The sequence below is a fragment of the Candidatus Pedobacter colombiensis genome, from assembly GCA_029202485.1.
GTDB lineage: Bacteria > Bacteroidota > Bacteroidia > Sphingobacteriales > Sphingobacteriaceae > Pedobacter > Pedobacter colombiensis.
This window is the reverse complement of record CP119313.1, coordinates 4,628,226-4,651,705: the sequence shown is the minus strand read 5'-3', so window position 1 is coordinate 4,651,705 and position 23,480 is coordinate 4,628,226. Positions and strand designations below refer to the sequence as shown.

At 39.5% G+C, this 23,480-nt stretch carries 18 protein-coding genes; 5 read left to right on the top strand and 13 right to left on the bottom strand.

Annotated elements, in window-relative coordinates; translation table 11 throughout:
* Nucleotides 1-40 precede the first annotated feature (40 nt).
* A complete protein-coding gene (rsmI, locus tag P0Y49_19345; protein WEK18932.1) occupies nucleotides 41-751 on the bottom strand; it encodes a 16S rRNA (cytidine(1402)-2'-O)-methyltransferase in 711 nt (236 codons plus the stop codon).
* 144 nt (nucleotides 752-895) lie between these two features.
* Here rsmI and serS point away from each other — a divergent pair, with 144 nt between their 5' ends.
* From serS to P0Y49_19325, 4 genes are all read left to right on the top strand, one after another.
* Nucleotides 896-2,167: a serine--tRNA ligase gene (gene serS / locus P0Y49_19340; GenBank protein ID WEK18931.1), complete on the top strand. Its 1,272-nt coding sequence runs from the start codon at nucleotides 896-898 to the stop codon at nucleotides 2,165-2,167.
* A 185-nt stretch (nucleotides 2,168-2,352) separates the two neighbouring features.
* Nucleotides 2,353-3,702 carry a TolC family protein gene (locus P0Y49_19335; GenBank protein ID WEK18930.1) on the top strand — a complete coding sequence of 450 codons (1,350 nt, stop codon included), beginning with the start codon at nucleotides 2,353-2,355 and terminating at the stop codon, nucleotides 3,700-3,702.
* Between the two features lie 4 nt (nucleotides 3,703-3,706).
* Nucleotides 3,707-4,819 (top strand): efflux RND transporter periplasmic adaptor subunit, encoded by a 1,113-nt coding sequence (locus tag P0Y49_19330; GenBank protein WEK18929.1) that lies wholly within the window; start codon nucleotides 3,707-3,709, stop codon nucleotides 4,817-4,819.
* Nucleotides 4,820-4,834: 15 nt separating this feature from the next.
* Nucleotides 4,835-8,017 (top strand): multidrug efflux RND transporter permease subunit, encoded by a 3,183-nt coding sequence (locus tag P0Y49_19325; protein ID WEK18928.1) that lies wholly within the window; start codon nucleotides 4,835-4,837, stop codon nucleotides 8,015-8,017.
* A 117-nt stretch (nucleotides 8,018-8,134) separates the two neighbouring features.
* Here P0Y49_19325 and P0Y49_19320 read toward each other — a convergent pair whose 3' ends face one another.
* The 5 genes from P0Y49_19320 to ileS form a co-directional block, all read right to left on the bottom strand.
* Nucleotides 8,135-8,449: a hypothetical protein gene (locus P0Y49_19320; protein WEK18927.1), complete on the bottom strand. Its 315-nt coding sequence runs from the start codon at nucleotides 8,447-8,449 to the stop codon at nucleotides 8,135-8,137.
* Nucleotides 8,450-8,548: 99 nt separating this feature from the next.
* Nucleotides 8,549-9,256 (bottom strand): SIMPL domain-containing protein, encoded by a 708-nt coding sequence (locus P0Y49_19315; protein WEK18926.1) that lies wholly within the window; start codon nucleotides 9,254-9,256, stop codon nucleotides 8,549-8,551.
* An 83-nt stretch (nucleotides 9,257-9,339) separates the two neighbouring features.
* Nucleotides 9,340-9,942 carry a lipoprotein signal peptidase gene (locus P0Y49_19310; GenBank protein WEK18925.1) on the bottom strand — a complete coding sequence of 201 codons (603 nt, stop codon included), beginning with the start codon at nucleotides 9,940-9,942 and terminating at the stop codon, nucleotides 9,340-9,342.
* The gene (locus P0Y49_19305) at nucleotides 9,942-10,322 is read right to left on the bottom strand and encodes a TraR/DksA C4-type zinc finger protein (GenBank protein ID WEK18924.1); all 381 of its coding nucleotides are present in this window, start codon (nucleotides 10,320-10,322) and stop codon (nucleotides 9,942-9,944) included. The genes P0Y49_19310 and P0Y49_19305 overlap by 1 nt, the downstream gene beginning before the upstream one ends.
* Before the next feature lie 7 nt (nucleotides 10,323-10,329).
* Complete coding sequence (gene ileS / locus P0Y49_19300) at nucleotides 10,330-13,725, bottom strand: isoleucine--tRNA ligase (protein WEK18923.1); 3,396 nt, start codon at nucleotides 13,723-13,725, stop codon at nucleotides 10,330-10,332.
* A gap of 202 nt (nucleotides 13,726-13,927) precedes the next feature.
* Between ileS and P0Y49_19295 the strand changes: the two genes are divergently transcribed.
* Nucleotides 13,928-15,253, top strand: coding sequence for an OmpA family protein (locus tag P0Y49_19295; GenBank protein ID WEK18922.1), 1,326 nt, complete (start codon nucleotides 13,928-13,930; stop codon nucleotides 15,251-15,253).
* A gap of 49 nt (nucleotides 15,254-15,302) precedes the next feature.
* Here P0Y49_19295 and P0Y49_19290 read toward each other — a convergent pair whose 3' ends face one another.
* The 7 genes from P0Y49_19290 to P0Y49_19260 all read right to left on the bottom strand — a co-directional run bounded on the left by P0Y49_19290 (nucleotide 15,303) and on the right by P0Y49_19260 (nucleotide 23,455).
* On the bottom strand, nucleotides 15,303-17,684 hold the full coding sequence (locus P0Y49_19290; protein ID WEK18921.1) for a phospholipase C, phosphocholine-specific: 2,382 nt from the start codon (nucleotides 17,682-17,684) through the stop codon (nucleotides 15,303-15,305).
* Between the two features lie 89 nt (nucleotides 17,685-17,773).
* Nucleotides 17,774-19,132, bottom strand: a complete 1,359-nt coding sequence (locus P0Y49_19285) for an alkaline phosphatase family protein (protein WEK18920.1) — start codon at nucleotides 19,130-19,132, stop codon at nucleotides 17,774-17,776.
* A gap of 16 nt (nucleotides 19,133-19,148) precedes the next feature.
* Nucleotides 19,149-20,135: a metabolite traffic protein EboE gene (gene eboE, locus P0Y49_19280; GenBank protein ID WEK18919.1), complete on the bottom strand. Its 987-nt coding sequence runs from the start codon at nucleotides 20,133-20,135 to the stop codon at nucleotides 19,149-19,151.
* Entirely contained in the window at nucleotides 20,074-20,355 is a 282-nt protein-coding gene (locus P0Y49_19275; GenBank protein WEK18918.1) for a hypothetical protein, read from the bottom strand. Before P0Y49_19275 ends, eboE begins: the two co-directional genes overlap by 62 nt.
* A gap of 1 nt (nucleotide 20,356) precedes the next feature.
* The gene (locus P0Y49_19270; GenBank protein ID WEK18917.1) at nucleotides 20,357-21,535 is read right to left on the bottom strand and encodes a 3-dehydroquinate synthase; all 1,179 of its coding nucleotides are present in this window, start codon (nucleotides 21,533-21,535) and stop codon (nucleotides 20,357-20,359) included.
* 11 nt (nucleotides 21,536-21,546) lie between these two features.
* A complete protein-coding gene (gene eboC / locus P0Y49_19265; protein WEK18916.1) occupies nucleotides 21,547-22,461 on the bottom strand; it encodes a UbiA-like protein EboC in 915 nt (304 codons plus the stop codon).
* A gap of 7 nt (nucleotides 22,462-22,468) precedes the next feature.
* Nucleotides 22,469-23,455, bottom strand: coding sequence for a TatD family hydrolase (locus tag P0Y49_19260; GenBank protein WEK18915.1), 987 nt, complete (start codon nucleotides 23,453-23,455; stop codon nucleotides 22,469-22,471).
* Nucleotides 23,456-23,480 lie beyond the last annotated feature (25 nt).

The following is a 23,480-nucleotide window of genomic DNA, read 5'->3' as shown; positions in this document are numbered from 1 at the left end:
TGTTTCTTTTTTATATAAGGGTATCAAAAATTGAACCCAATTAATCCTTGTCGTATTTTGATTTCTTTTTTACTTCTTCCGCGCCGGCAATACAAATTACAAATTCTCCCTTTAATATATTGTTTTCAAAATGTGATTTAATTTCTGTTAATGTACCTCTTATAGTTTCTTCGTATAGTTTGGTTAGCTCCCGGCTTACTGAAGCTTGTCTTTCTGGACCTAAATACTGTGCAAATTCTTCCAGTGTTTTTAGCAAGCGATGTGGGCTTTCGTAAAATATCATGGTCCGCTCTTCTTCCGCCAGCTTTTTAAAACGTGTTTGTCTGCCCTTTTTTACCGGCAAAAAACCTTCAAAAACGAATGCGTCGCAGGGTAGGCCTGAATTTACAAGTGCTGGTACAAATGCCGTAGCACCAGGTAAACACTCTACCGGTAAGTCATGTTTCAGCGTCTCCCGCACCAGGAAAAAACCAGGGTCAGAGATGGCAGGGGTTCCGGCATCGGAGATCAGGGCTACATTTTTTCCTTCTTTTAAAAAGCGGATAATTTCTGTAGTCGCCTGGTGTTCATTGTGCTGATGATGTGAATATGCCTTTTTATCAATGCCAAAATGTTTTAGCATTGGGGCACTTGTACGGGTGTCTTCTGCCAGGATTACATCAGCTTCTTTTAAGATCCGTATGGCTCTAAAGGTCATATCCTCCAGATTACCAATGGGTGTAGGAACAAGAAAAAGTTTACCGGTCGTCATGCTATATATTCAAGTTTATGAGTTATGCGTTGAGAGTTTAATGCTTACTCATCACTTATCGTTATCAGTCCTTAGTTGCATAAAACTCGCAACTCGTTACTAATAACACATAACTCTTATTATCTTTGTTTAAAAAAATAAATAATGCTGCAAGTTAACTATATCCGCGAAAATAGAGCGAAAGTTTTGGAAGGCTTAGCCTTAAGAAACTTTAAGCAACCAGAATTGGTTGATGAAATTATTAAAACCGATGAAGAAAGAAGACAATTCCAAACTTCATTAGATAATCTCTCTGCTATCGCAAATTCGAGCGCAAAACAGATTGGTGAGTTGATGCGTAATGGGAAAAAGGATGAGGCTGAAGCATTAAAAGCAGAAACCAGTGCTAATAAAGAGCAAATAAAAAATTTATCTGAGGATTTGACTACAGCCGAGGCTACACTGCATAACCTGATTGTACAGCTGCCTAATCTGCCATATCATATGGTTAAAGCAGGAAGTACACCTGAAGAAAATGAGATTGTTTACGTTCATGGTGAGCCGGCTGCAGTTACAGAAAATGCATTACCACATTGGGAGTTAACGGCTAAATATGATATTATAGATTTTGAGCTGGGTACAAAGATTGCCGGTGCTGGTTTCCCGGTTTATAAAGGCAAAGGTGCACGTTTACAGCGCGCACTGATTAATTTCTTTTTAGATCATGCTACAGCAGAAGGTTATAAGGAAATGCAGGTGCCTCACCTTGTAAATGAAGCTTCTGGTTTCGGTACAGGACAATTGCCGGATAAGGAAGGGCAAATGTATCATGTAGGTATTGACAATTTGTATCTTATTCCTACGGCAGAAGTTCCTGTTACGAATCTTTATAGAGATGTGATTTTAAAAGAAGAAGAGTTACCGGTTAAAAACACAGGCTATACACCATGTTTCCGTCGTGAGGCAGGTTCTTATGGCGCGCATGTTCGTGGTTTAAACAGGCTTCATCAATTTGATAAAGTGGAGATTGTACAGATCGTTCATCCAGACCAGTCTTATCAGGTGCTGGAGGAAATGAGTGCCTATGTTCAGACCCTATTGCAAAAGCTAGGTTTGCATTACAGAGTACTTCGTTTATGTGCGGGAGATATGGGTTTTACGGCTGCCATGACTTATGATATGGAGGTTTGGAGTGCAGCTCAACAGCGTTGGTTAGAAGTATCTTCAGTATCTAACTTTGAGACTTACCAGAGTAACAGACTGAAGTTAAGATTTAAAGGTACTGCAGGAAAAACACAACTGGCACATACTTTAAATGGAAGCGCATTGGCCTTACCACGTATCGTCGCAGCTATTTTAGAGAACAATCAAACAGATAAGGGAATTAAGATTCCTGAAGCTTTGGTAAAATATACCGGCTTCGAATATATTGATTAAAGCCTTTGTTTTACAGGTAGTTGAAATATACGCCCATTATACTGAATTGATTAGTATAATGGGCGTTTTTTTTTTGCCTGGTTTATAGTTAATAATTCAAAAAATTAGAACTTATTGAGGTTTTATTTGTAGTTAATATGTTTATAGTGAGCTAGCTGAGAATACTCTACTTCATTTTTTAATATATGAGACTACATAGATCGATTTTAATGTTTCTCCTTGGTCTACCATTTATGTTATGCTCGGTCGTATTTGGGCAAACAGGAGACAATAATAAAGTGCTCAGCAATGCATCTCTCCAGGAGGTTATACATTATGCATTGATTAATAAACCAGGGGTAAAACAAGCATTGATAGATGAAGAAATCGGTGAGCGGGACATTAAGTCTGCACTGTCGGGCTGGCTTCCTCAAATTAACGGTAGTGCCAATTATAATTACAACCTTAAGCAACAGCAAAGTACACTTACTTTTAATGGTGAAACTTCTTTACTGATCGTTGGCACCAAGTATACTTCGGCCATGACTTTACAGGCAGATCAGAAGTTTTTAGATGCGGGATTGATCCAGGCTTCCAAGGCCTCGAAATATTACAGGTTGCAATATAAAGAGAGTACCGAAAGTGCTAAAATCAGTACGGTTGTTGAAGTGAGCAAGGCCTACTTTGATATACTGACAAGTAAAGAGCAACTAAATATCATCAATGAAAATATTGCACGTCTGGAAAAACAATTTAAGGATTCTCATGCCCAATATGACGTTGGACTGGTTGACAAAACGGATTATCAAAGAGCACAAATTAGTTTAAGCAACTCCAAAGCAGATCGAAAAAGGGCGGAAGAACTGATGAAATATAAGTATGCTTACCTCAAGCAATTAATTGGATATAGTTCTGATAAAGATATTAGCTTAAACTTTGATACAATGCGGATGGAAAATGAGGTCTTGCTGGATACTAACCAAGCCCGTAATTATGAGAATAGAGTGGAGTATCGACTGCTGCAAACGCAAAAGAAGTTGCAACAGTTGAATACCTCTTATAATAAATGGGCTTATTTGCCCACTATTGCGGGATTTATAAATTATAACTGGAACTATCAGAATAACAACTTTAAGGATTTGTACAACACAAATTATCCAAGTTCTTTGTTTGGACTGACATTGAATCTTCCCATCTTTCAAGGAACAAAAAGGACTCAGGAGATCAGGAAATCTGAATTGCAGGAAAAGAGAATTGATCTGGACTTATACAATACCCGAAACCAGATCAATGCGCAATATGAGCAGGCTATAGCAACCTATAAGGCTAATCTGAACGATTGGAAAACAACATTTGCCAATGTAGAACTTTCTAAACAGGTGTATAATATCATTAAGCAACAATATGATGAGGGGATTAAGACTTATCTTGATTTGATGACTGCAGAAACGGACCTGCGTACCACACAACTTAACTATTTAAATTCATTATACAGTCTTCTTTCTTCAAAATTAGATGTACAACAGGCATTAGGAACAATTATCGTAAACCAATAAGCAAATGAATACGGTTAATCACATAAAATTAGGCATTGTTATACTAGGGTCCATTTCTTTAGCATCATGTGGTGGTGGCAATAAAACTGCACAGCAGGGAGGCCCACCACCGGCAACTCCTGTAACGCCTTACACTGTTGCTGCCGAACCGGTAACGACAGTCGATACCTATCCGGGGGTGGTTATAGCATTAGATCAGGTTGAGCTTCGCGCGCAGGTAGGTGGCTATATTACCACAATTTATATTAAGGATGGTCAGAAAGTAACTAAAGGGCAGAAACTTTACGAAATTGACCGTACCAAGTATCTGGCAGCCTATAATTCGGCAAAAGCAAATGTAGAGGTGGCTCAGGCCAATCGTGATAAGACTAAAAAGGATGCGGATCGTTATACGAGGCTTGCTGCCGCGGATGCCATCGCTAAGCAACGTGTTGATTATGCCCTTACCGATCTTGCGAATGCTGAATCCCAGGTTGCTGCGGCAAAAGCTAATCTTTCTGCTGCAAACGACGATTTGCGACGTTCGGTTATCGTATCACCGCTGAATGGTACTATTGGTATATCACAGGTAAAACAGGGAGCTTTGGTTACTGCCGGTTCTACACTTTTAAATACCGTGTCGACCAATAATCCTATTGCCGTAGATATTGCAGTAAATCAAAGCGAGATCCCAAGATTCATCAATATGAAAAATAATCCTGCGGCTATAAAAGACTCTCTTTTTAGTGTGCAATTACAGGATGGGAGTATTTATAAACGTCTGGGAAGAGTTTTGACAATTGATCGGGCCGTTGATCCAACAACAGGGACTATAAAAGTGAGAGTCAGTTATCCTAATGAATTAGGTAAGCTGGTTGCCGGTATGACAGTAAATCTTTTGGTTCTGGATAAGTCTGTTGAAAATCAACTGGTCATTCCTTATAAAGCCGTGTCTGAGCAGTTGGGGTCATTTCATGTGTTTGTGGTTGGCGACAGCAGTAAGGCAGAACAGCGGATTGTAACGCTGGGTAGGCAATTTGGTAGCAATGTGGTGGTGAAAGACGGGTTAAAGGCGGGAGAAGTGATTGTTGCAGATGGCGCGCAAAATTTACGTCCGGGTGCAGTTGTAAAATTTTAATAGAATTTCAAGCTTATGATCTCAGAAGTATTTATCAGACGCCCGGTTACGGCCATCGTAATATCCATATTAATTGTTGTAATTGGCGTTATTGTCATCACAACTTTGCCCATCAGTCAGTATCCAACTATTGCTCCGCCTACGGTTACTGTTTCAGGTAATTATACAGGTGCTGATGCACAAACAGTAGAGCAAACAGTAACCACGCCTATAGAAAGTCAGATTAATGGTACGCCTGGGATGAAATATTTATCATCCAATAGTACCTCGGATGGCAGATCTTCCATTACCGTTACTTTTGATGTGGGGACAAATATAGATGTTGCTGCATTAGATGTACAGAATAGGGTGGGGATTGCGGAACCCTCTTTACCGGAAGCGGTTACCCGTTTAGGGGTAACGACCAAGAAAGCTAACAGCGATATTTTGATGGTTGTGGGCTTATACTCGCCAAATGGGACTTACGATGATAAGTTTATATCCAATTACGTGAATCTTTATGTAAAAGACGCTATCCTTAGAGTTAAAGGAGTTGGTGATGTTCAGGCTTTTGGTCAGCCCTTTAGTATGCGTGTATGGCTGGATGCGAATAAGCTTGCCGCATTGGGTCTTACCCCAGCTGATGTCTCTGCGGCTATTCAGGAACAAAATACCAGAATTCCAGGTGGAAGTGTTGGTGGCCCACCGCAACACAATTATCAGACATTTGAATTTTCTGTTCTTCTTGATGGTGACTTGAATACGGTAGATCAGTTTAAAAATATTGTGGTTAAGACGAATAGTGATGGTTCTGCAGTTTATCTTAAAGATGTGGCAAGGGTAGAATTGGGTGCTTTTAGTTATGCTTTAAAATCAAAGGTGAATGGTAAAGTTGCTTCTTTAATGGCCATTTACCAGAGCCCGGGAGGGAATGCTGTGCAAACAGCTGATGGCATTGATAAGGTGATGCAACAACTAAAAAAGGCTTTTCCTAAAGATCTTGACTACAAAGTTCCATATGAGACTGTTACTGTGGTAAAGGTTTCTATCAATGAGGTGGTGCATACATTGATTGAAGCCCTTATTTTAGTTACTCTGGTGGTATTTTTCTTTCTTCAAAGCTGGAGAGCCACACTTATTCCTGTTTTGGCTATCCCGGTGTCTATCATTGGTACATTTATCTTTTTTACTTTCTTTGGTTTCTCTATTAATGTTTTAACTATGTTCGGTTTTGTACTGGCCATAGGTATTGTGGTAGATGATGCCATTGTTGTTGTGGAGGCTGTGCAGCATTATATGGATCACGACGGCTTGCTGGCACCCGAAGCTACACGAAGGGCAATGAATGATATTACGGCGCCCGTAATCGCCATTGCATTGATCCTGGCGGCTGTATTTATTCCTGTAGGCTTTATTCCCGGTATGGTTGGTAAGTTGTACCAGCAATTTGCCATCACCATTGCAGTTTCTGTATTGCTTTCGGCATTTATTGCATTATCTCTTACACCTGCACTTTGTTCTATCCTTTTAAAACCAATGAAGCTGGATAAGAATTCAAAGGGAATGAACAAGTTCTTTTTTAAATTTAATAGATGGTTTGCTAAAGTTACACATAACTATTCGATGGGGGTAAAAAAAGCTTTAAAAGCAGCCCCGCTAGTGATGATTATCCTGCTCTGTATTTATTTAGGTACAGGTGGTTTATTCATGAAAAAACCTACAGGTTTCATTCCAAATGAGGATGCCGGTATCTTTTTAATAGGAGCAACCTTACCTGAAGGTGCAGCAGCAGTACGTACAGATGCTTTCATTAAAAGAATTACAGATACTATCCGGACAAAATATCCGGAGGTAGATAACATCACTTCTCTTAGTGGCATTAACATTCTTAACAGTTCGTTTAAATCTAATGCAGGCACTTTCTTTGTCCAGCTTAAAAACTGGGAGTATCGGAAAAAGGATGTTAATACCATTATGGCAGGCATCTCTAAATCTTTTATGGGAGATAAAGAAGGGAATGTAATCGTTGTGGCTCCTCCACCCATACCCGGATTGGGTATTAGCGGTGGTTTTACCCTCGAGATACAGGAGAAGCAAACGGGAGATATTAAAGAATTTGAAGCGAATGTAAATAAATACCTTGCTGCTGTTAACCAACGGCCTGAAATTGGAATGGCTTATACATTATTTAATACAAGAACGCCAAATTACAAGGTTAATGTAGATCGGGATCAGGCAAAAAAGATGGGGGTATCTATTGGAGCGGTTTATCAGAGTATTTCAGCATATCTGGGCAGTAGCTATATCAATGACTTTACCAAGTATGGCAGAAACTTCCGGGTGGTTAGTCAGGCCGATACGAATTATCGCGCAAAAATTGAAAATCTTGGCTTCCTCTACGTGAAAAATTCGGCAGGTGTTTCTGTTCCATTGAGTTCTATGGTATCTTATAAAGTGATAGAAAATCCATCTATCATCAGTCATTATAATCTTTTTCGTTCAATTGAAGTCGGGGGATCTGCAAAACCAGGACGGAGCTCAGGGGATGCCTTAAAGGCATTAAAGGAAGTTGCAGCACAAAACCTACCTGCGAATTATGGTTATGATTTCTCCGGATTAAGTTTGCAGGAAACGGAGGCTGGAAATAGTACGATTATGATTTTTACACTCGTTATTGTCTTTGTATTTCTACTGTTGGCAGCCTTGTACGAGAGTTGGTCTGTTCCCTTCTCCATTTTACTCGCTGTGCCACTTGGACTATTTGGAGCTATTCTGGCACTGACTTTTCTGCCTAAACTCGACAATAATATTTATGCTCAGGTGGGTTTGATCACTTTGATTGGTTTGTCTGCAAAGAACGCAATTTTAATTGTAGAATTTGCCAAAGAAAGGGTGGATTGGGGCATGGAACTTATTGCAGCTACGATAGAAGCTGTAAGATTAAGGCTTAGACCAATTATCATGACTTCTGTGGCTTTTATACTTGGTGTTATTCCATTGATTTTGTCTTCTAGTGCAGGTGCTGTTTCTCGTCAAACAATTGGGTGGACAGTAGCAGCAGGGATGATGTCGGCAACCTTACTTGCGATATTTATTGTTCCTGTATTGTTTGTACTCATCACCAGATTAGCTTACGGCAAAAAGAAACTGGCCGAGTTGCAGGCCTCCTATAGACCTGAAGATCATAAAAACACACTACATGCAGATGCTGAAGATTAAGGATGTAGTGTAAGTTTGATATAACAAAAAAGCTTCCCCTAAAGGAAGCTTTTTTGTTGTTAACAGGTAGATGTTAGGGTTAGTTAATAATTGTATTATATAGGTTAGTTAATAATGCTATAGAATAATGATTAACAATAAGATGATGATAATGATTGCACCTACGGAAAGATAAATGCCGCCGCCCATTGCACGGGCTTGTGATTTTAATTCTCTTAACTCTTTGCGAAGTTCTTTTTTCTCTGCTCTGGATAAATTTGATTTATCCATATCCCTGATCTCTTCTACACGGGTAGTAATCCTTTCAAGCTGAACCTTTTGCTCGGCAGTCATTTCTGTTGCTGCTTTGTTGGTCTTGTCTGAAGCTGATACAGTATTTGCACCAATCGCTAGCGTAAAGATTAAGGCTGCAGTGTAAACTAATTTTTTCATGGTGTTATGGATTTGTATTTTTTTACAAAACAAAAAACCTACCAAAATTAATTGATAGGTTTTTCGTTGTTTTTTTTATAAAACTGTATACTCTATAGGTCAGATACCTTTAATTTCAAACACTACATTCATCTGGTAGTTTAATTTTATCTTTTTGAAATCAATATCCTGAGCACCGGCCCCGGCCATATCCGCACTTTCCGACTTCATCATTACGTTTGCATACATTGGTCTGGCAAAAGATTCGTTATTTATTTCCTGGATGTCTATCGCACTACCTAGTTTATCTCCAAGCGCTTGAACCAGATAGGTTGCTTTTTCTTTAGCTGCTAATAATGCTTTAATTTTAAGCTCTTTTTTTAAGCTTTCAATTTTCGAATAATCATAGCTGTCGATATTGGTATAAGCTACACCTTTAGGATCTACATTGCCAATAATAGCATTCCATTTGTTCAAATCGCTAACTTTTAAACGATATTGTTTGCTGGCCAGGTAGTCAGGATTTTTCTTTTTTTCTGCAGCCACTGTGTAGCTGGAAAGGTTATTGATGGTCAAATTCTCTTTCTCTAAACCTGCTTTCTGTACTGCAGTAAACAACTCATTCTCAAGTGTAGTGATGTCTACTTTTTTCTTGCTATTACCATCTTTAAGGTATTCCTTTAAAGAGATGCTGATATAAATAATATCAGGTGTAACTTCAGTTTCAGCAGACCCGCTAACATTGATTTTCTTGCGTAAATCCACTTGTTGCGCCATAGCACTTAAACTAAATAAGGCAACAATGGCAAGGCTTAATAACTTTTTCATAATGTGATATTTTTCATTTGTGTATTTGATATATAGATGAACTTTTAGCTCAATTCCATATCAATACTTCAAAATATGATCAATTAATCTTCAACCATCTCATTATTAGGGCTTATTTCTTCAACGACTTCTTCTTTGAAGTACGATTTCTGAAAAACAAGGATCAGGATTACACCAACAGATATTGCGGCATCAGCGATGTTGAATACCGGTCTGAAGAAGATAAAATCCTCGCCGCCCCATATGGGTACCCATTTAGGGAAAACACCCTGTAATAGTGGGAAATAAAACATGTCTACTACACGGCCATGGAATAGGGTTGCATAACCATATATTTTACCATATAAGACTGAGTCGATAATGTTTCCCAGTGCACCGGCAAAGATCAAAGCGACATTTAAAATCAGGCCTCTGTGGTATTTTCTCTGGATCAGATAGCATAAGCCATAGCCAATTCCGGCAACTGCAGCAATTCTGAATAAAGATAAAGCCAGCTTACCAAATTCACCACCAAACTCTAATCCAAAGGCCATTCCATTATTCTCCGTAAAATGGATGATAAACCAATTGCCGATGATTTTGAATTCCTGACCAAGGTACATATTGGTCTTTATCCATGTTTTTAAAAGCTGGTCTGCAAGCAAAACTAGGAAAATAACTAATAAAGGTTTTGTATAGCCTTTCATTATGATTGCTTCAGTTTAGCTTCCATACTTAAAGTGGCATGAGGAACTGCACGTAAACGTTCTTTTTGGATTAATTTGCCAGTTTCCCTGCAAATGCCATAAGTTTTGTTCTCAATGCGCACCAATGCGGCTTCTAAATTCTCTATGAATTTTTTCTGACGGGCTGCCAGTTGGTTCAATTGCTCTTTTTCTAATGTTGCCGAACCATCCTCCAATGTTTTATAGGTTCCAGAAGTATCTTCAGTTCCATTAGAGTTAGGGCTGCTTAATGAGTTGGTCAGGTCAAGAAATTCTTCTCTTGCCATTCTCAATTTTTCCTGGATTAACTCTTTAAACTCTTGTAATTCACTGTCAGAATACCTTGTTTTTTCTTTTTCCATAATAAAATTATTGTTGTGCAATCAAAATCTGTAGTTCAACATCATCGATTACTATTTTGTATCCGTTATCTAAAGTCTCGGTTAAGTTAATATTATCTGCCAAAATTTCCGAGCAAATGTATGTTTTATTTTGTGCCACTGCTTCGGTTATCAGGTTATGGTTTTGTAAAGTCACCGTTATTCTGTCTGTCACTTCATAATTAAGCTCTTTCCTTAAGTTCTGGATCCTGTTGATCAATTCACGTGATAAGCCTTCCTGTTTAAGCTCTTCGGTAATTGAAACATCAAGAGCCACAGTTAAGTTGCCCATATTGGTTACCTGCCATCCGGGGATATCCTCAGCAATAATTTCTACATCGCTCAGCTCAATCACATAATCCGTGCCGCTAACCGAAAATTTTCCGGTATTTTCAAAATTTGCCAGTTCTTCCTGGCTCATATTGTTCACTATTTCAGCAACCAGTTTCATATCTTTCCCCACTTTAGGGCCTAAGGTCTTGAAATTTGGTTTGATCTTTTTCTTGATAAAACCCGCAGTATCAGTGATGTACTCGATTGCTTTAATGTTGGTTTCTGATAAGATCAGCTCTTTTACCAGCTCTACTCTTTCTGCAAATTTATTATCCAGTACCGGAATTAAAATTTTAGCTAAAGGCTGGCGAACATTGATGCTTGTTTTTTTACGCAATGATAAAACCATTGATGAAATGTCCTGTGCAAGGTGCATTCTCTCATTCAACTCTGTATCGATTAACTTAGGGTCAGCCTCGTACCATGGGGTAAGGTGGATGGACTCAAAATTGTTAAATTCATCACCGGCTGTTAAATTCTGGAACAACCAGTCGGAGAAGAAAGGAGCTACCGGCGACATCATTTGTGCTACACTCATGATGCAGGTGTATAATGTTTCGTAAGCTGCTTTTTTATCTGTGGTCATTTCACCTTTCCAGAAACGGCGGCGTGATAAACGGATATACCAGTTGCTTAGGTGTTCATCCACAAAAGTCTGAATAGCCCTGGTTGCTTTGGTAGGCTCATAAGCATTATAGCTTTCGTCTACTTCTGCAATCAGTGTTTGCAATAATGATAAAATCCAACGGTCAAGTTCGCTGCGGTTTTCTACCGGGGTCATCTCAAACCTGTTGATCTGAAATTTATCAATATTGGCATAAAGGGCAAAGAAAGCGTAGGTATTGTAAAGTGTACCAAAGAATTTACGACGAACTTCGTCCAAACCATCCATATTAAATTTCAGGTTGTCCCAAGGTGATGCATTACTAATCATGTACCAACGTGTAGCATCGGCACTGTAGGTTTCTATAGTGCTAAAAGGATCGATGCCATTACCCAGGCGTTTGGACATTTTATTGCCATTCTTATCCAGCACCAATCCGTTGGAAACAACATTTTTAAAGGCTACACCTGGATTTTTCAGACGCTCATTTATTGCTTTAATCTCGTCGCTGCTCTCGCTTAACATTACCGCGATGGCATGTAAAGTAAAGAACCAACCACGGGTTTGATCTACACCTTCGGCAATAAAGTCGGCAGGATAAGCTTTTTCAAACTGTAGTTTGTTTTCGAAAGGGAAGTGCCATTGTGCATAAGGCATTGCACCACTGTCAAACCAAACGTCAATAAGGTCTGTTTCACGGGTCATTTTTTCGCCATTGGCAGAAACTAAGAATACATCATCCACATAAGGGCGGTGCATATCTTTCAATTCAAAGCCAACAGGCATAAAACCTGCTTCTACTGCTTTGGCAATCTCTTCATTCAACTGAGCGATTGAACCAATACATTTCTCTTCCTGTCCATCAGCAGTACGCCAGATTGGAAGTGGTGTACCCCAATAGCGGGAGCGAGAAAGATTCCAATCTACCAGGTTTTCTAACCAGTTGCCAAAACGACCTGTGCCCGTAGCCTCAGGCTTCCAGTTGATGGTTTTGTTTAACGCCACCATTTTTTCTTTTACTGAGGTGGTTCTAACAAACCAGCTGTCTAACGGGTAATAAAGAATTGGCTTATCGGTTCTCCAGCAGTGTGGGTAACTGTGTTCGTATTTCTTAACGTCAAATGCTTTATTATCTTCTTTTAATTTGATGGCAATCAGTACATCTGTTGGCTTAAAATCGGCTGCAGCACGCTCTTCATCGCTATAGTACTCTTCTTTAACATAACGACCGGCAAAATCTGTTACTTCATCAACAAATTTACCCTGCTTGTTTACTAGTGGATGCTCGTTGCCTTTATCGTCTTTTACCAGTACCGAAGGCACGCCATTCTCTTTAGCTACCCTAAAATCGTCTGCACCAAATATAGATGCAGTATGTACGATACCGGTACCATCTTCTGTGGTTACAAAATCACCAGCAATTACGCGGAAAGCATTTTTTTCAAGGTCAGCATTGGTTACATAAGGCATCAATTGATGATAATGCAAGCCAACAAGGTCTTTACCGGTAAACTCAGCAGTAATTGTCCATGGAAGTAACTTGTCGCCACCTTTGTAGTCTTCAAAAGAAATATTTTCAGCTTCTTTTTTAAAGTGTTTACTCAGTAAATCTTTGGCTAGTACAACACTTACAGGCAAAAATGTATAAGGATTAAAAGTTTTAATCTTTACATATTTGATCTTGTCACCAACTGCCAAAGCACAGTTAGATGGTAAAGTCCAGGGAGTAGTTGTCCAGGCTAATATTGCTGTATCTTCGGCCTCATTTTCCACAAGTACTGGCATCAAAGGATGCTGCTGATCCTTTTTAAGGAAAAACTGAGCTGTGATAGAAGTATCTTTCAGCATTTTATAGGTGCCGGGTTGGTTCAGCTCATGTGAGCTTAAGCCTGTACCTGCAGCCGGAGAATAGGGTTGAACAGTATAACCTTTGTACAAAAGGCCTTTATCATAAAAGGATTTTAGTATCCACCAAAGACTTTCAATATAATCGTTTTCGTAAGTTACATAAGGATTTTCAAGATCCACCCAATAGCCCATTTTCTCAGTCAGGTCATTCCATACATCAGTGTATTTCATCACCTCCTGTTTACAAGCTTTGTTGTAATCATCAACAGATATTTTTTTACCAATATCTTCTTTTGTAATACCTAATTTTTTTTCAACAGCAAGTTCAATTGGTAATCCATGCGTATCCCAGCCACCTTTGCGTTTTACCTGGTAACCTTTAAGGGTTTTATACCTGCAAAAAATATCTTTAATAGCTCTTCCCATCACGTGGTGAATGCCTGGCATTCCATTCGCAGAAGGTGGTCCCTCATAAAAAGTAAAAGGGTTGGATTTTGGACGGCTCGAAATGCTTTTTTCAAAGATGTTTTCCGCTTTCCAAAAATCAAGTATCTCTTTACCTATTTTAGCTAATTCTAGTTGTTTAAATTCCCTATACATCAATCAAGTATCTCAAAAAATTAAGGATGCAAAGTTAAGGTTTTAGAATGAAAGATTGAAGTGTTTTTAAATGCCCCTAGGCTTATGTTTAATTATCAGGCGCATAGGCAACTTTCGGTAGCTCGTTAAACTTTTTATTGCTGTGATTGTTATGTTCCTATAATTAGCATTTGTTTGAAATTTCTAACCTAAAACTATAAAGATGAATTTAATTGAAATGATAAAGAATGAAATGGGCAGTGATGTCATTTCCTCTTTAAGCCAGAAAGCAGGTGTAACCGAAGATCAGGTGAAAACCGGTATTTCTGCAGGGGTGCCTGCCGTTTTCGCTGGTATCCTAAAAAATGGAGCTAGTGGAGATTTTGGATTTCTGGGTAAGCTGTTTTCTGGTGTAAATAATACTGCTGGAGGTAGTAAACCCGCAGATATATTAAATGGTGATCATGCTGACTTATTGGAGAAAGGAAAGTCTATGTTGAGTGGTTTATTCGGCAAAGATTCGGATGCAGTAACCGGGGCTGTTTCTTCATCAAGTGGTTTAAGTACCGCTAAATCTGTTGGGTTACTCGCCATGATTGTTCCATTAATTACGGGTTATATCTCGAAATTAATGGCTACTAAAGGATGGAGTGTTTCTGATTTAATAGGTAAAATTTTCGAAAGGAAGGATGATATTACCGCTGCCCTGCCACAAGGTTTAAGTGATTCTTTAGGGGTGAACAATATCAAAATGCCAGATTTAAATATGCCTAAGGTGGATTTGCCTAAAGTAGACGTACCTAAAGTGCCACATGTAAATTATGGTGTGGTTAAGGAGCCTAAAACCGGGGGTGTTTTTAAATGGTTGATCCCTTTACTCATTATTCTGGCAGCAGGCTGGTGGTTAATGGGAAGAACAGGGTGTAACAGTCCGAAAGTAGAAAATACCATGGGTGATTTAACTTCTAAAGTTGACTCCATGGGTAGTACCATGGATTCGGCAACCAATGCAATGAAAGCCGAGGTAGATTCTGCGCGAAGTGCTATTACGGGTAAATTAAATGAAGCCGGAGATTATGTACGGGATTTAGGAGCTATGATGACTAAAAAGCTTCCTGATGGTACAGAAATAAAAGTGGCTGAAAATTCAGTAGAGAGCAGGTTGTTATCGTTTATTGAAGATAAAAATAAACCTGTTGATAAAACCACCTGGTTTACTTTTGATCGGCTATATTTCGAAACCGGTAAAAGTGTATTGAAACCGGAGTCGCAAGAACAGCTAAAAAATATAGATGCGATTTTAAAAGCTTATCCAAATGTAAAGCTAAAAATCGGAGGCTATACAGATAATACCGGTGACGCAGCCGTAAACAAAAAAATATCTGATGAAAGGGCTAATGTTGCCATGCATGAATTGGTGAAAATGGGCATAGATGCTAAGCGTTTAAGCGCTGAAGGTTATGGTCCGGAACACCCGGTTGCAAGTAATGATACACCTGAGGGTAGGGCACAAAATCGCCGGATTGATATACGTGTAACGGAAAAATAAATGATACAATTGTACAGGGAGAGCCATTTTATAGGGCTTTTCCTGTACTTTACAACAGGCCGCCCATAAATGGGTCGGTAATGGAAGCCTCTCCAGTTTCCACATGACCTGCAAATTGCCTGCTATATCCTGTGTGATTGGCCACTTTTACTGTAAAATCATACCAGGAATTACTGTTTTTCAAGTTTATTTGAACCTTTAATCTTTGTAAAGGGGCTAGTGTAATATGCTTTGGATGGTTATTCTTATAAGCGTTATTAGTAATTTCTAACTTGACTACCTTGTTTCCTTTGTTCTCAAGAAGCAGTTCAATGTTACCACTTGGTTTTTTGCTTAAAGTGCCTGTCTTTTCATATAAACAATCAATATTTATAGCAGGATCATTTTTGTTGCCTTTAAATCGGCGGAAAAAACCATTTGGACCATTAACATTTAGGTCATAATTGTTGTCTTTAAAAGAATCCAATTTTAAACTATCGGATATCTTGTCGCCAGCTATGGTAGCATAATTCCAGGTTTTACCTGCAATACCTTTATAAATATTTGATGTATGAAGCAAAAATGGAGCTCCAACAGGTATAGTCTTTTGTCCAAAGTTCCCTTTCCCTGCTTCAAAATGTAGTTCAAGATTTTCTCTTTTTGCATCCAGGTTACAAGCTGCAAATAACTCATAAGGAAGTGAACAGGCCAGCCTTGTACCTTTCTCCTGTTGAGGCATTGCAGCCGGAGATAAAGGCGAAAAAGGAGGATTTGTATTGATTTTTTCTATATCCTCCTGCGATAAGGGATTAGGTTTAACCTGTGCAGGTTTATTTCTGGCATTGGTGATGTTGATTAAAACATCAGCTTTGTTTAATAGCGGGGGGATGTCCAGTTGATTCCCATTGGCAGGCCGAAAAGCAGAAGTTAAATCTCCACATATCGCCCGTCTCCAGCTACTAATGTTATTGCTCCTGATAGTTTTACCCTTTTTCTTACTTAAAAAATGCTCTAAAAACATCAGGCTCGAAGTATGATCAAATACCTGGGAATTTACATATCCACCCTTGCTCCAGGGAGAAGCAATGAGCATCGGTACCCTATAACCAAGTCCAATTGGACTATCTTTTTTCAATTCATAATCTACAGCTACGTCAATCTGTGGAGAAACTTTTCCGGTATCGGTATCGCTTGGTTTAGGTACAACATAGGGGGGGATATGATCAAAATAACCGTCATTTTCATCATAGGTAAGGATGAAGATGGTCTTTTTCCATACTTCAGGGTTTTTGGTTAAGATGTCTATTGCTTCAGAAACATACCAGGTGCCATATAAAGGTGAGCTGGTATGATCAGAGAATTTTTCGGGGGCTACCAGCCAGGAGACAGTAGGTAATTTTCCGGTATCCACATCGGATCGGAATTGATGAAATATATCGTGCTTAGGAATGGAAATAGTTTGCTCCTGACCATTATCATCTTTAAAAGTAAAAGGAGCTAGGTTCAGGTAATTCTCTGCATTAATGTTCGTAGCAAAAGCTTTATCTATAAGGTTTTTTTCTTTCGATGATAGCTTATCATATTTGGCTTTTACTTGTTCTGCACTTAAAGGTGGAGTTGTTGTATTGTCGCCATTCTTTCTAAAATAGGCAGATAGCTTAACATTGTAGCGTTTAACATATTCGAGGGCATTGTCACCATAGTTTCCTAGCCAACTGTCTATACCCTCGCCCTTTATGTCGGAAGTCCATAGCTCATTTTGATAGATTTTCCAACTGATGTCATTGTCTTCTAAAAGCTCAGGAAAAGTATGCCAATCTACATAAACATCTTTTCTGGATTCGGCCTGGTAGTTGTTTACGGCTGCAGTAGCATTTCCATTTTGCTCAGGCCTGATGGTTCCGGACCAAAAGAACAAGCGGTTAGGTGTTGTACCAGTTAAGGACGAACAGAAGTGATGATCGCAAATGGTAAAAGCATCTGCCATAGCATAATAAAAAGGGATATCAGTCCGGTCATAATGACCTAAGGACATGGCACTTTTTACGGGTATCCACTTATCATAGCGTCCTTTATTACGTGCCGCGACCTGGTCATTCCAGGAATGAGGTAATCCACCTTGCCAGGTGATTTTAGTTTTATTAATATCAACATGGAAGGGTGCGTAGGTATTCCCCGCATCATCCTTTTGTAACCATACTTTATTTTTGTCAGGAAGGGTAAAGGCTCTGGGATCGTTAAAGCCGCGTACGCCTCTAAGTTTACCAAACATGTGATCGAAAGAGCGATTTTCCTGCATTAAAAAAACAATATGTTCGGCATCCAGATAGGTACTGCCTGGATCGGCGCTAATGGCCATAGCCTTTTGAATAGACATCGGAATTACATTGGGCAAGCCCATTGCACCGGATAATATTGCTGCTTTTTTAATAAAATCCCTTCTTGAACTCATTTGGTTTTATTTGGTGTTAACAAAATCAAACTTAACAATATTCTTTATATAATAAAATGCTGTTTATGATCAGGATAAGACGTTTTTTGTCAGGATGAAAGGCATAAAGCTTTCCAGATCACATCATAAACTCCGGTTGCAGGCATGTTTTCTGAGTTTAATTCGGGGCTGGTAATTAAAACGGGGTGGAAGTCCGGAGCGGTATTCACGCTGCCGTGAGAGCCTTTGATCAGTGTTGCATCTAGTGGAATTACATCCATGATGTATCTGAACCCGGCTTTCTTTCTCAATAATTTATAAGCTGCCCTTGGTTTAGATGACATAAACATTTCGACCGGATCATAACCCGGCTTTTTATGGATGTCAACACACCTTGCATAATCAGGAGCTTTGGCATCATCCAGCCAAAAGTAATAAGTAAACCAGCTTTCCGGCTCAGCAACCAAAACAAAGTCTCCGGCCCGGTCATGGTTTATTCCATGGTTTCCTTTACCTTCTTCATCTAAAATTAACGCAATGCCCGGGGTATGATCAAGTATACTTTTGACCTGTTCTGTTACAGATGAATCATTGATATAAACGTGAGCGATTTGGTGATCGGCAACAACAAATGCTTTTGAAGCCCCAGCGTCTAATAGCTCCAGCCCGCGTTCTGTACGGATTTGCAATAGGCCTGCCTCTCTAAAAACACGGTTTAAATGAACAGGTGTGTTTACTGGGGTAATGCCATATTCGGAAAGGATAATCACATTTGCATTTTTGCTTTCGTAAAATCCAATTAATTCCTTGAGTAGGGAGTCTATTTCGGTTAACTCTTTACCAATTTGATTAAAATCGGGGCCAAATTTTTGCAGACAATAGTCCAGATGGGGTAAATAAATCAGGGTTAAAGTAGGGTCGTACATTTGATCCGTTAACATCGATGCATCAGCGATCCATTGGGAAGACTTTATATTTGCGCCAGGTCCCCAAAACTGAAATAAGGGAAACTGACCAAGCTTTTCTTGTAAAATATCGCGTAACTCAGCCGGCTCAGAATAGCAGTCAGGTATTTTTCTACCATCAGCAAGGTAATTTGGTCGTGGTGTTACTGAATAGTCAGCATTCGAATACATATTGTACCACCAAAACATGTTTGAGCAAGTAAAGTTGGGGTTTTCTTTTTTTGCCTGGTCCCAGATTTTCTCAGCCTGTACCAGCTTGTTTGATTGCTTCCAGAATTTAATCTCTGCATCGGTTTCATCATACCAACCATTACCAACGATGCCATGCGTGGAAGGTTGTTTGCCTGTTAGATAGGTAGATTGTACTGCTGTAGTCACTGCAGGTAGCATGGGTGCTATTGTACTCAGCTTTTTATTTTTAATATACTGTTCTAAAAATGGCGTATGTTTTCCAATCAGGTTAGCCGATAATCCAACAACATCTATGACTACAGTTTTCTTCATCTTAAACAAATTGTATCTATGCCAAGGTATCAATTACCCAGTTTAACTCATTGCTGATCGATTGGGCAATCGGTAATTTTAATTGCTCAGGTAAAACCTCCCAGGTGTAGGTTTCTATTTCCAGGTGGTTGGTGAAAGGTTTGCTTTTTTGTAGCTCAAGCAGGGTAGTAATATCGTCTTGAGTAGACTGTAGTAATCCGATTTCTTGAATTGAAATGGGTACATGAAAATGCGAGCGCCATTCTTCAATATTTTTGCTGTCAACATCTTCAAGTGCCTGGGGCAGGTCGGGGTACCGGATTAATGAACCATCCTTTTTTAAGGCAACAACCTGGTGTAAATAGGTGGGTTCATTGAAGGTGGAGAAACTGGTTTTTATAGCTGCTCTTTCTGCTGGTGAACCACTTAAATTAGCTTTCAGTGCGGCGCTGATCTGGATCTTGCCAACACCGATCTCCTTTTGTTCCAGTTCAGTCAATACAGCTTTATGGTTTTCGTAACCAATGGCGAAATGGCAAACATCATAGCACAGGCAGAGGTGTTTTTTTATAAGGGATGTAGCTTCCTCCTTTGAAATATTAAGTTGTCCTGCAAGAATTGGCGTTCCAAATGACAAAAGGTCGTTTTGAAACCAATCGATAAATTCTCTTCCTGTCTCCAATATCCCGTCCGGTTCAGGCTCAATATCAAGATGGAGGAGTTGTCCGCTCTCCTGATGAATGGCAATGAGTTCCCTGATCACAGTAATGATGTTTAGTGTTGCCGCTTTCTTTGCCGCGCTTAAATCGGCATCGTTTTTAAACCAATGTCTGTAACTAAGTGGGGAAGTAGAAATGCCTCCGTCCATACCTTCTGGTAATAGTGCTTTCAGAATATGAAACAATCTAATGGTATAATCTCTACGCTCATCTGTAGTCCAATCCGGTGTATGCACCTGCTCTTTAACAATGGTATGATGAAAGTCTCCATAAGGGAAGCCATTCATGGTAAAAATAGGCCTCATTTTCTGTTAACCACTGTTTAAATTGAAGTAAGATTTCCTTATCCCTTAATTCCAGACTGGCTTCATGAGAGAGTCTTAATCCCAGGCCCAATGGCTGATTTGGGGCAACTGTTCGTTTTATAGCAGGAAAGTTCTGTTGCAATGCATTAAAATCTTCCTTCCAGTTTTTGCCTGCATGAATATTGGTACAATAGGTTAGATGGCCTGTATTTACTTTCATACTATTGATTTATAGAATCTAAAATGACATGTTTTTTGGCAAAATCTGAGACATAGCCGCTTGCTTTAATTAGTAGCTGATGATCCATTTCATGCACTTCTTTTCCAGTACCCAGGTCAGTTAGTAACGTGATGGTTAGTTTACCGCCCAAATGCTCCTGAAATTCACCTAACCCTTTTAAAATTGGTGATTGATCATCGTTAACCTGGATAATAGGATCAGTGATTTCGAAAGAAAGTCGCAACAATACAGACAATATGCGTTGCAATTTATCCTCCGTTAGTAAGCCTGCAAAAAAGGAATAAGTGCTGTCGAGCGCAATTCCCATGGCTACAGCTTCCCCATGTAAAACACTAAATTGACTAAGTTGTTCCTGTTTATGGGCGCTCCAATGACCAAAATCTAATGGCCTTGCTGATCCGGTTTCAAAGGGATCGGCTCCGGCAATATGGTCTAAATGTAGTTTTGCACAATGTTTAATCAGGTAGTTCATGCTGCCGGTATGCCTTGAAGCCAGTTCATCAGCATGATTTTCTATCCAGTAAAAAAACTCCGGATCTTTAATAAGGGCAACTTTTATAGCTTCTGAAATTCCTGAACGGTAATCCCTGTCGGTTAAAGTGAGTAAAAATTGTTCATCATTAAATACGGCAGCGGGAGGGGCAAAGGTGCCCAGAAAGTTCTTCTTTCCTTTGTAATTGATGCCGTTTTTAACGCCAATTCCGGAGTCGTTTTGCGACAATACTGTAGTAGGAATACGGATGTGTTTAATGCCTCTGTGCGACACTGCGGCAGCATAGCCAACCAGGTCAAGTACAGCACCTCCACCAATGGCGGCAATATAGGAGTGTCGGTCTATACCATGAACATCTACTGCGCCAACCAGCAGATCAAATAAGTTGGTATCGTTTTTTGAGGCTTCGCCACCGGGAACGATCATGATATCATTAATCAGGTTTACTTCGCGGTGCAGATCAAAATAAGCTTTGATGTCATTTATAAGGGTTGGATGCACAATGGTTACTCCTTCATCAATAACAAAATATATTTTTTGACTTCCTTCTGCCGGTCTTCCTTTAAAAAAGTTGACAAGGCTGGTATTTGTGCCTTCAAAAAGGGAATTGGTAAAGTATATTTTATAGTCGAATTTGACGCTGAAAGACTGTTCTAAATAACTCATAAGATTGTTAACTAGGTAACGGCAAAGGCTTTGCCTAATAGTAATGATATAGGTAATAAAATCACAATAAATATAGCAACGTTCCATATGCCAAATGCTGCAGCCCAGGATGCGTTCATTAGAATTAGGGCAATAACTCCTGATTTTACGGTTTTCCCAATGTTTTTGCCAAGCGGATATTGGATGGCAATAAAAAGGGGTGTAAAAATCATTAAGCTAAATGGAACTATAAAAATAAGCGCAGGTAGCAGGTTGCCATTGGTTTGTGCTACTACTAAAATAGCCGCAATTACTATAACATAGAGCAATGAAGCAAAGTAAAGCGTTTTTTTATTTCCCCCATGAACCTCACCTCTGCTAATCATGGTAATTGCAGCGATATAAATGATGGGTACAATAGCTAAAAACCACCAGTGTTGTATTTCTGTTGGGATGATACTTATGCCTAACAGTAAATTTAAACCACGGCATAGCCCCATATTTAATGGACCAAAAATAGCACTGTGTTTTAGGAATTTATTATAAATCAGACAGGATACCATAATGGCCACGGCAAGATACTGAGAATTTGGATTATAAAGACCTGCTGCAAAAACGCCGATAAAGAAAAAGATGCCGCCAAAAATGGTTGCTGCTTTTTTGGAAACTAGTCCACTTGGAATGGGGCGCTCGGGCCGTTCAATTTTATCCAGATCAGTATCAAAAACATCGTTAAGGATAATTCCACCACTATAAAGGCCTATGGTAGCTATACACAACAGGATAACAGGAAGGAGTGAAATTTGTGGCCCATTTCCCCAACCAAAACTTCCGGGAGCCAATTGTACAAAATAACCCGCAATGGCTATTCCTGCCATTACATCGGCAACAGCTGTAACCACATTGGCCGGGCGCATTAGCCTCAGGTAGCCCAATAGTTTCTTCATGATGAGATTATGAAATGATGATTGAGTTCTTGTCTATTCTTGGTTGTTGTCCACCACGTAAGATGGAATTGCTGGCAAATTTCTGGCTCTGATCAATATTTTTAACCGTAATAAAATCATCCTCATTAATCTGGCCACTTTGTGCAAATGCAGTAATGGCATTGCGATAGGTAACCAGTTCAATATCAGTTAAGCTAATTCCGGATCTTTTCATTAAAGCGGCAGTTTTAGGGATAGCCAAAGGATCGCTAATCCCCCAATCAGCGGCAGAATTGATCATGATTCTTTCCGAACCATATTGTTTAACCACCTCTACCATACGTTCATTTCCCATTTTTGTAAAAGGGTAAATGGTAAAGGCTGCCCAAAAACCTCTGTCGAGTACTTCTTTTACTGTTTCCTCATTGTTATGATCTACGATAACCATGTGCGGGGGTAAACCTTGTTCAATGGCAATGTCCATGCTCCGTTGTGTGCCTTTTTTCTTATCGCGATGTGGCGTGTGGATTTGTACCGGTAGTGCAGCCTCCAGCGCCAAATCTAGTTGTAGTCGAAAATATTTCTCTTCGGCTGCGGTCTGATCATCAAAACCGATTTCGCCAATCCCCACTACACCTTCCTTAAAAATAAACTGTGGCAAAATTTCAATTACCTGTTCAGCCAGTTTTTCATTGTTGGCCTCACGAGAATTTAGTCCTATGGTACAATAGTGTTTAATACCAAATTGCGATGACCTGAACCTTTCCCAGCCAATCAGGCTGCTATAATAATCGGTAAAGCTATCTACCCCGGTTCGTGGTTGTCCAAGCCAAAAGGCTGGTTCTATCAGTGCCACAATACCGGCATCGGCCATGGCCTGATAATCGTCCGTAGTACGGGAAGTCATGTGTACATGCGGATCGAAAAACTTCATCCCATTGATGTCGTTCAGGTCAAGGGTAGTTTGTATCTTTTTCCCTTGGTTTCTTTCCTCAAAATTCTCATTACAGCACATATTTCAAATTTTATAGTTGTTGGTT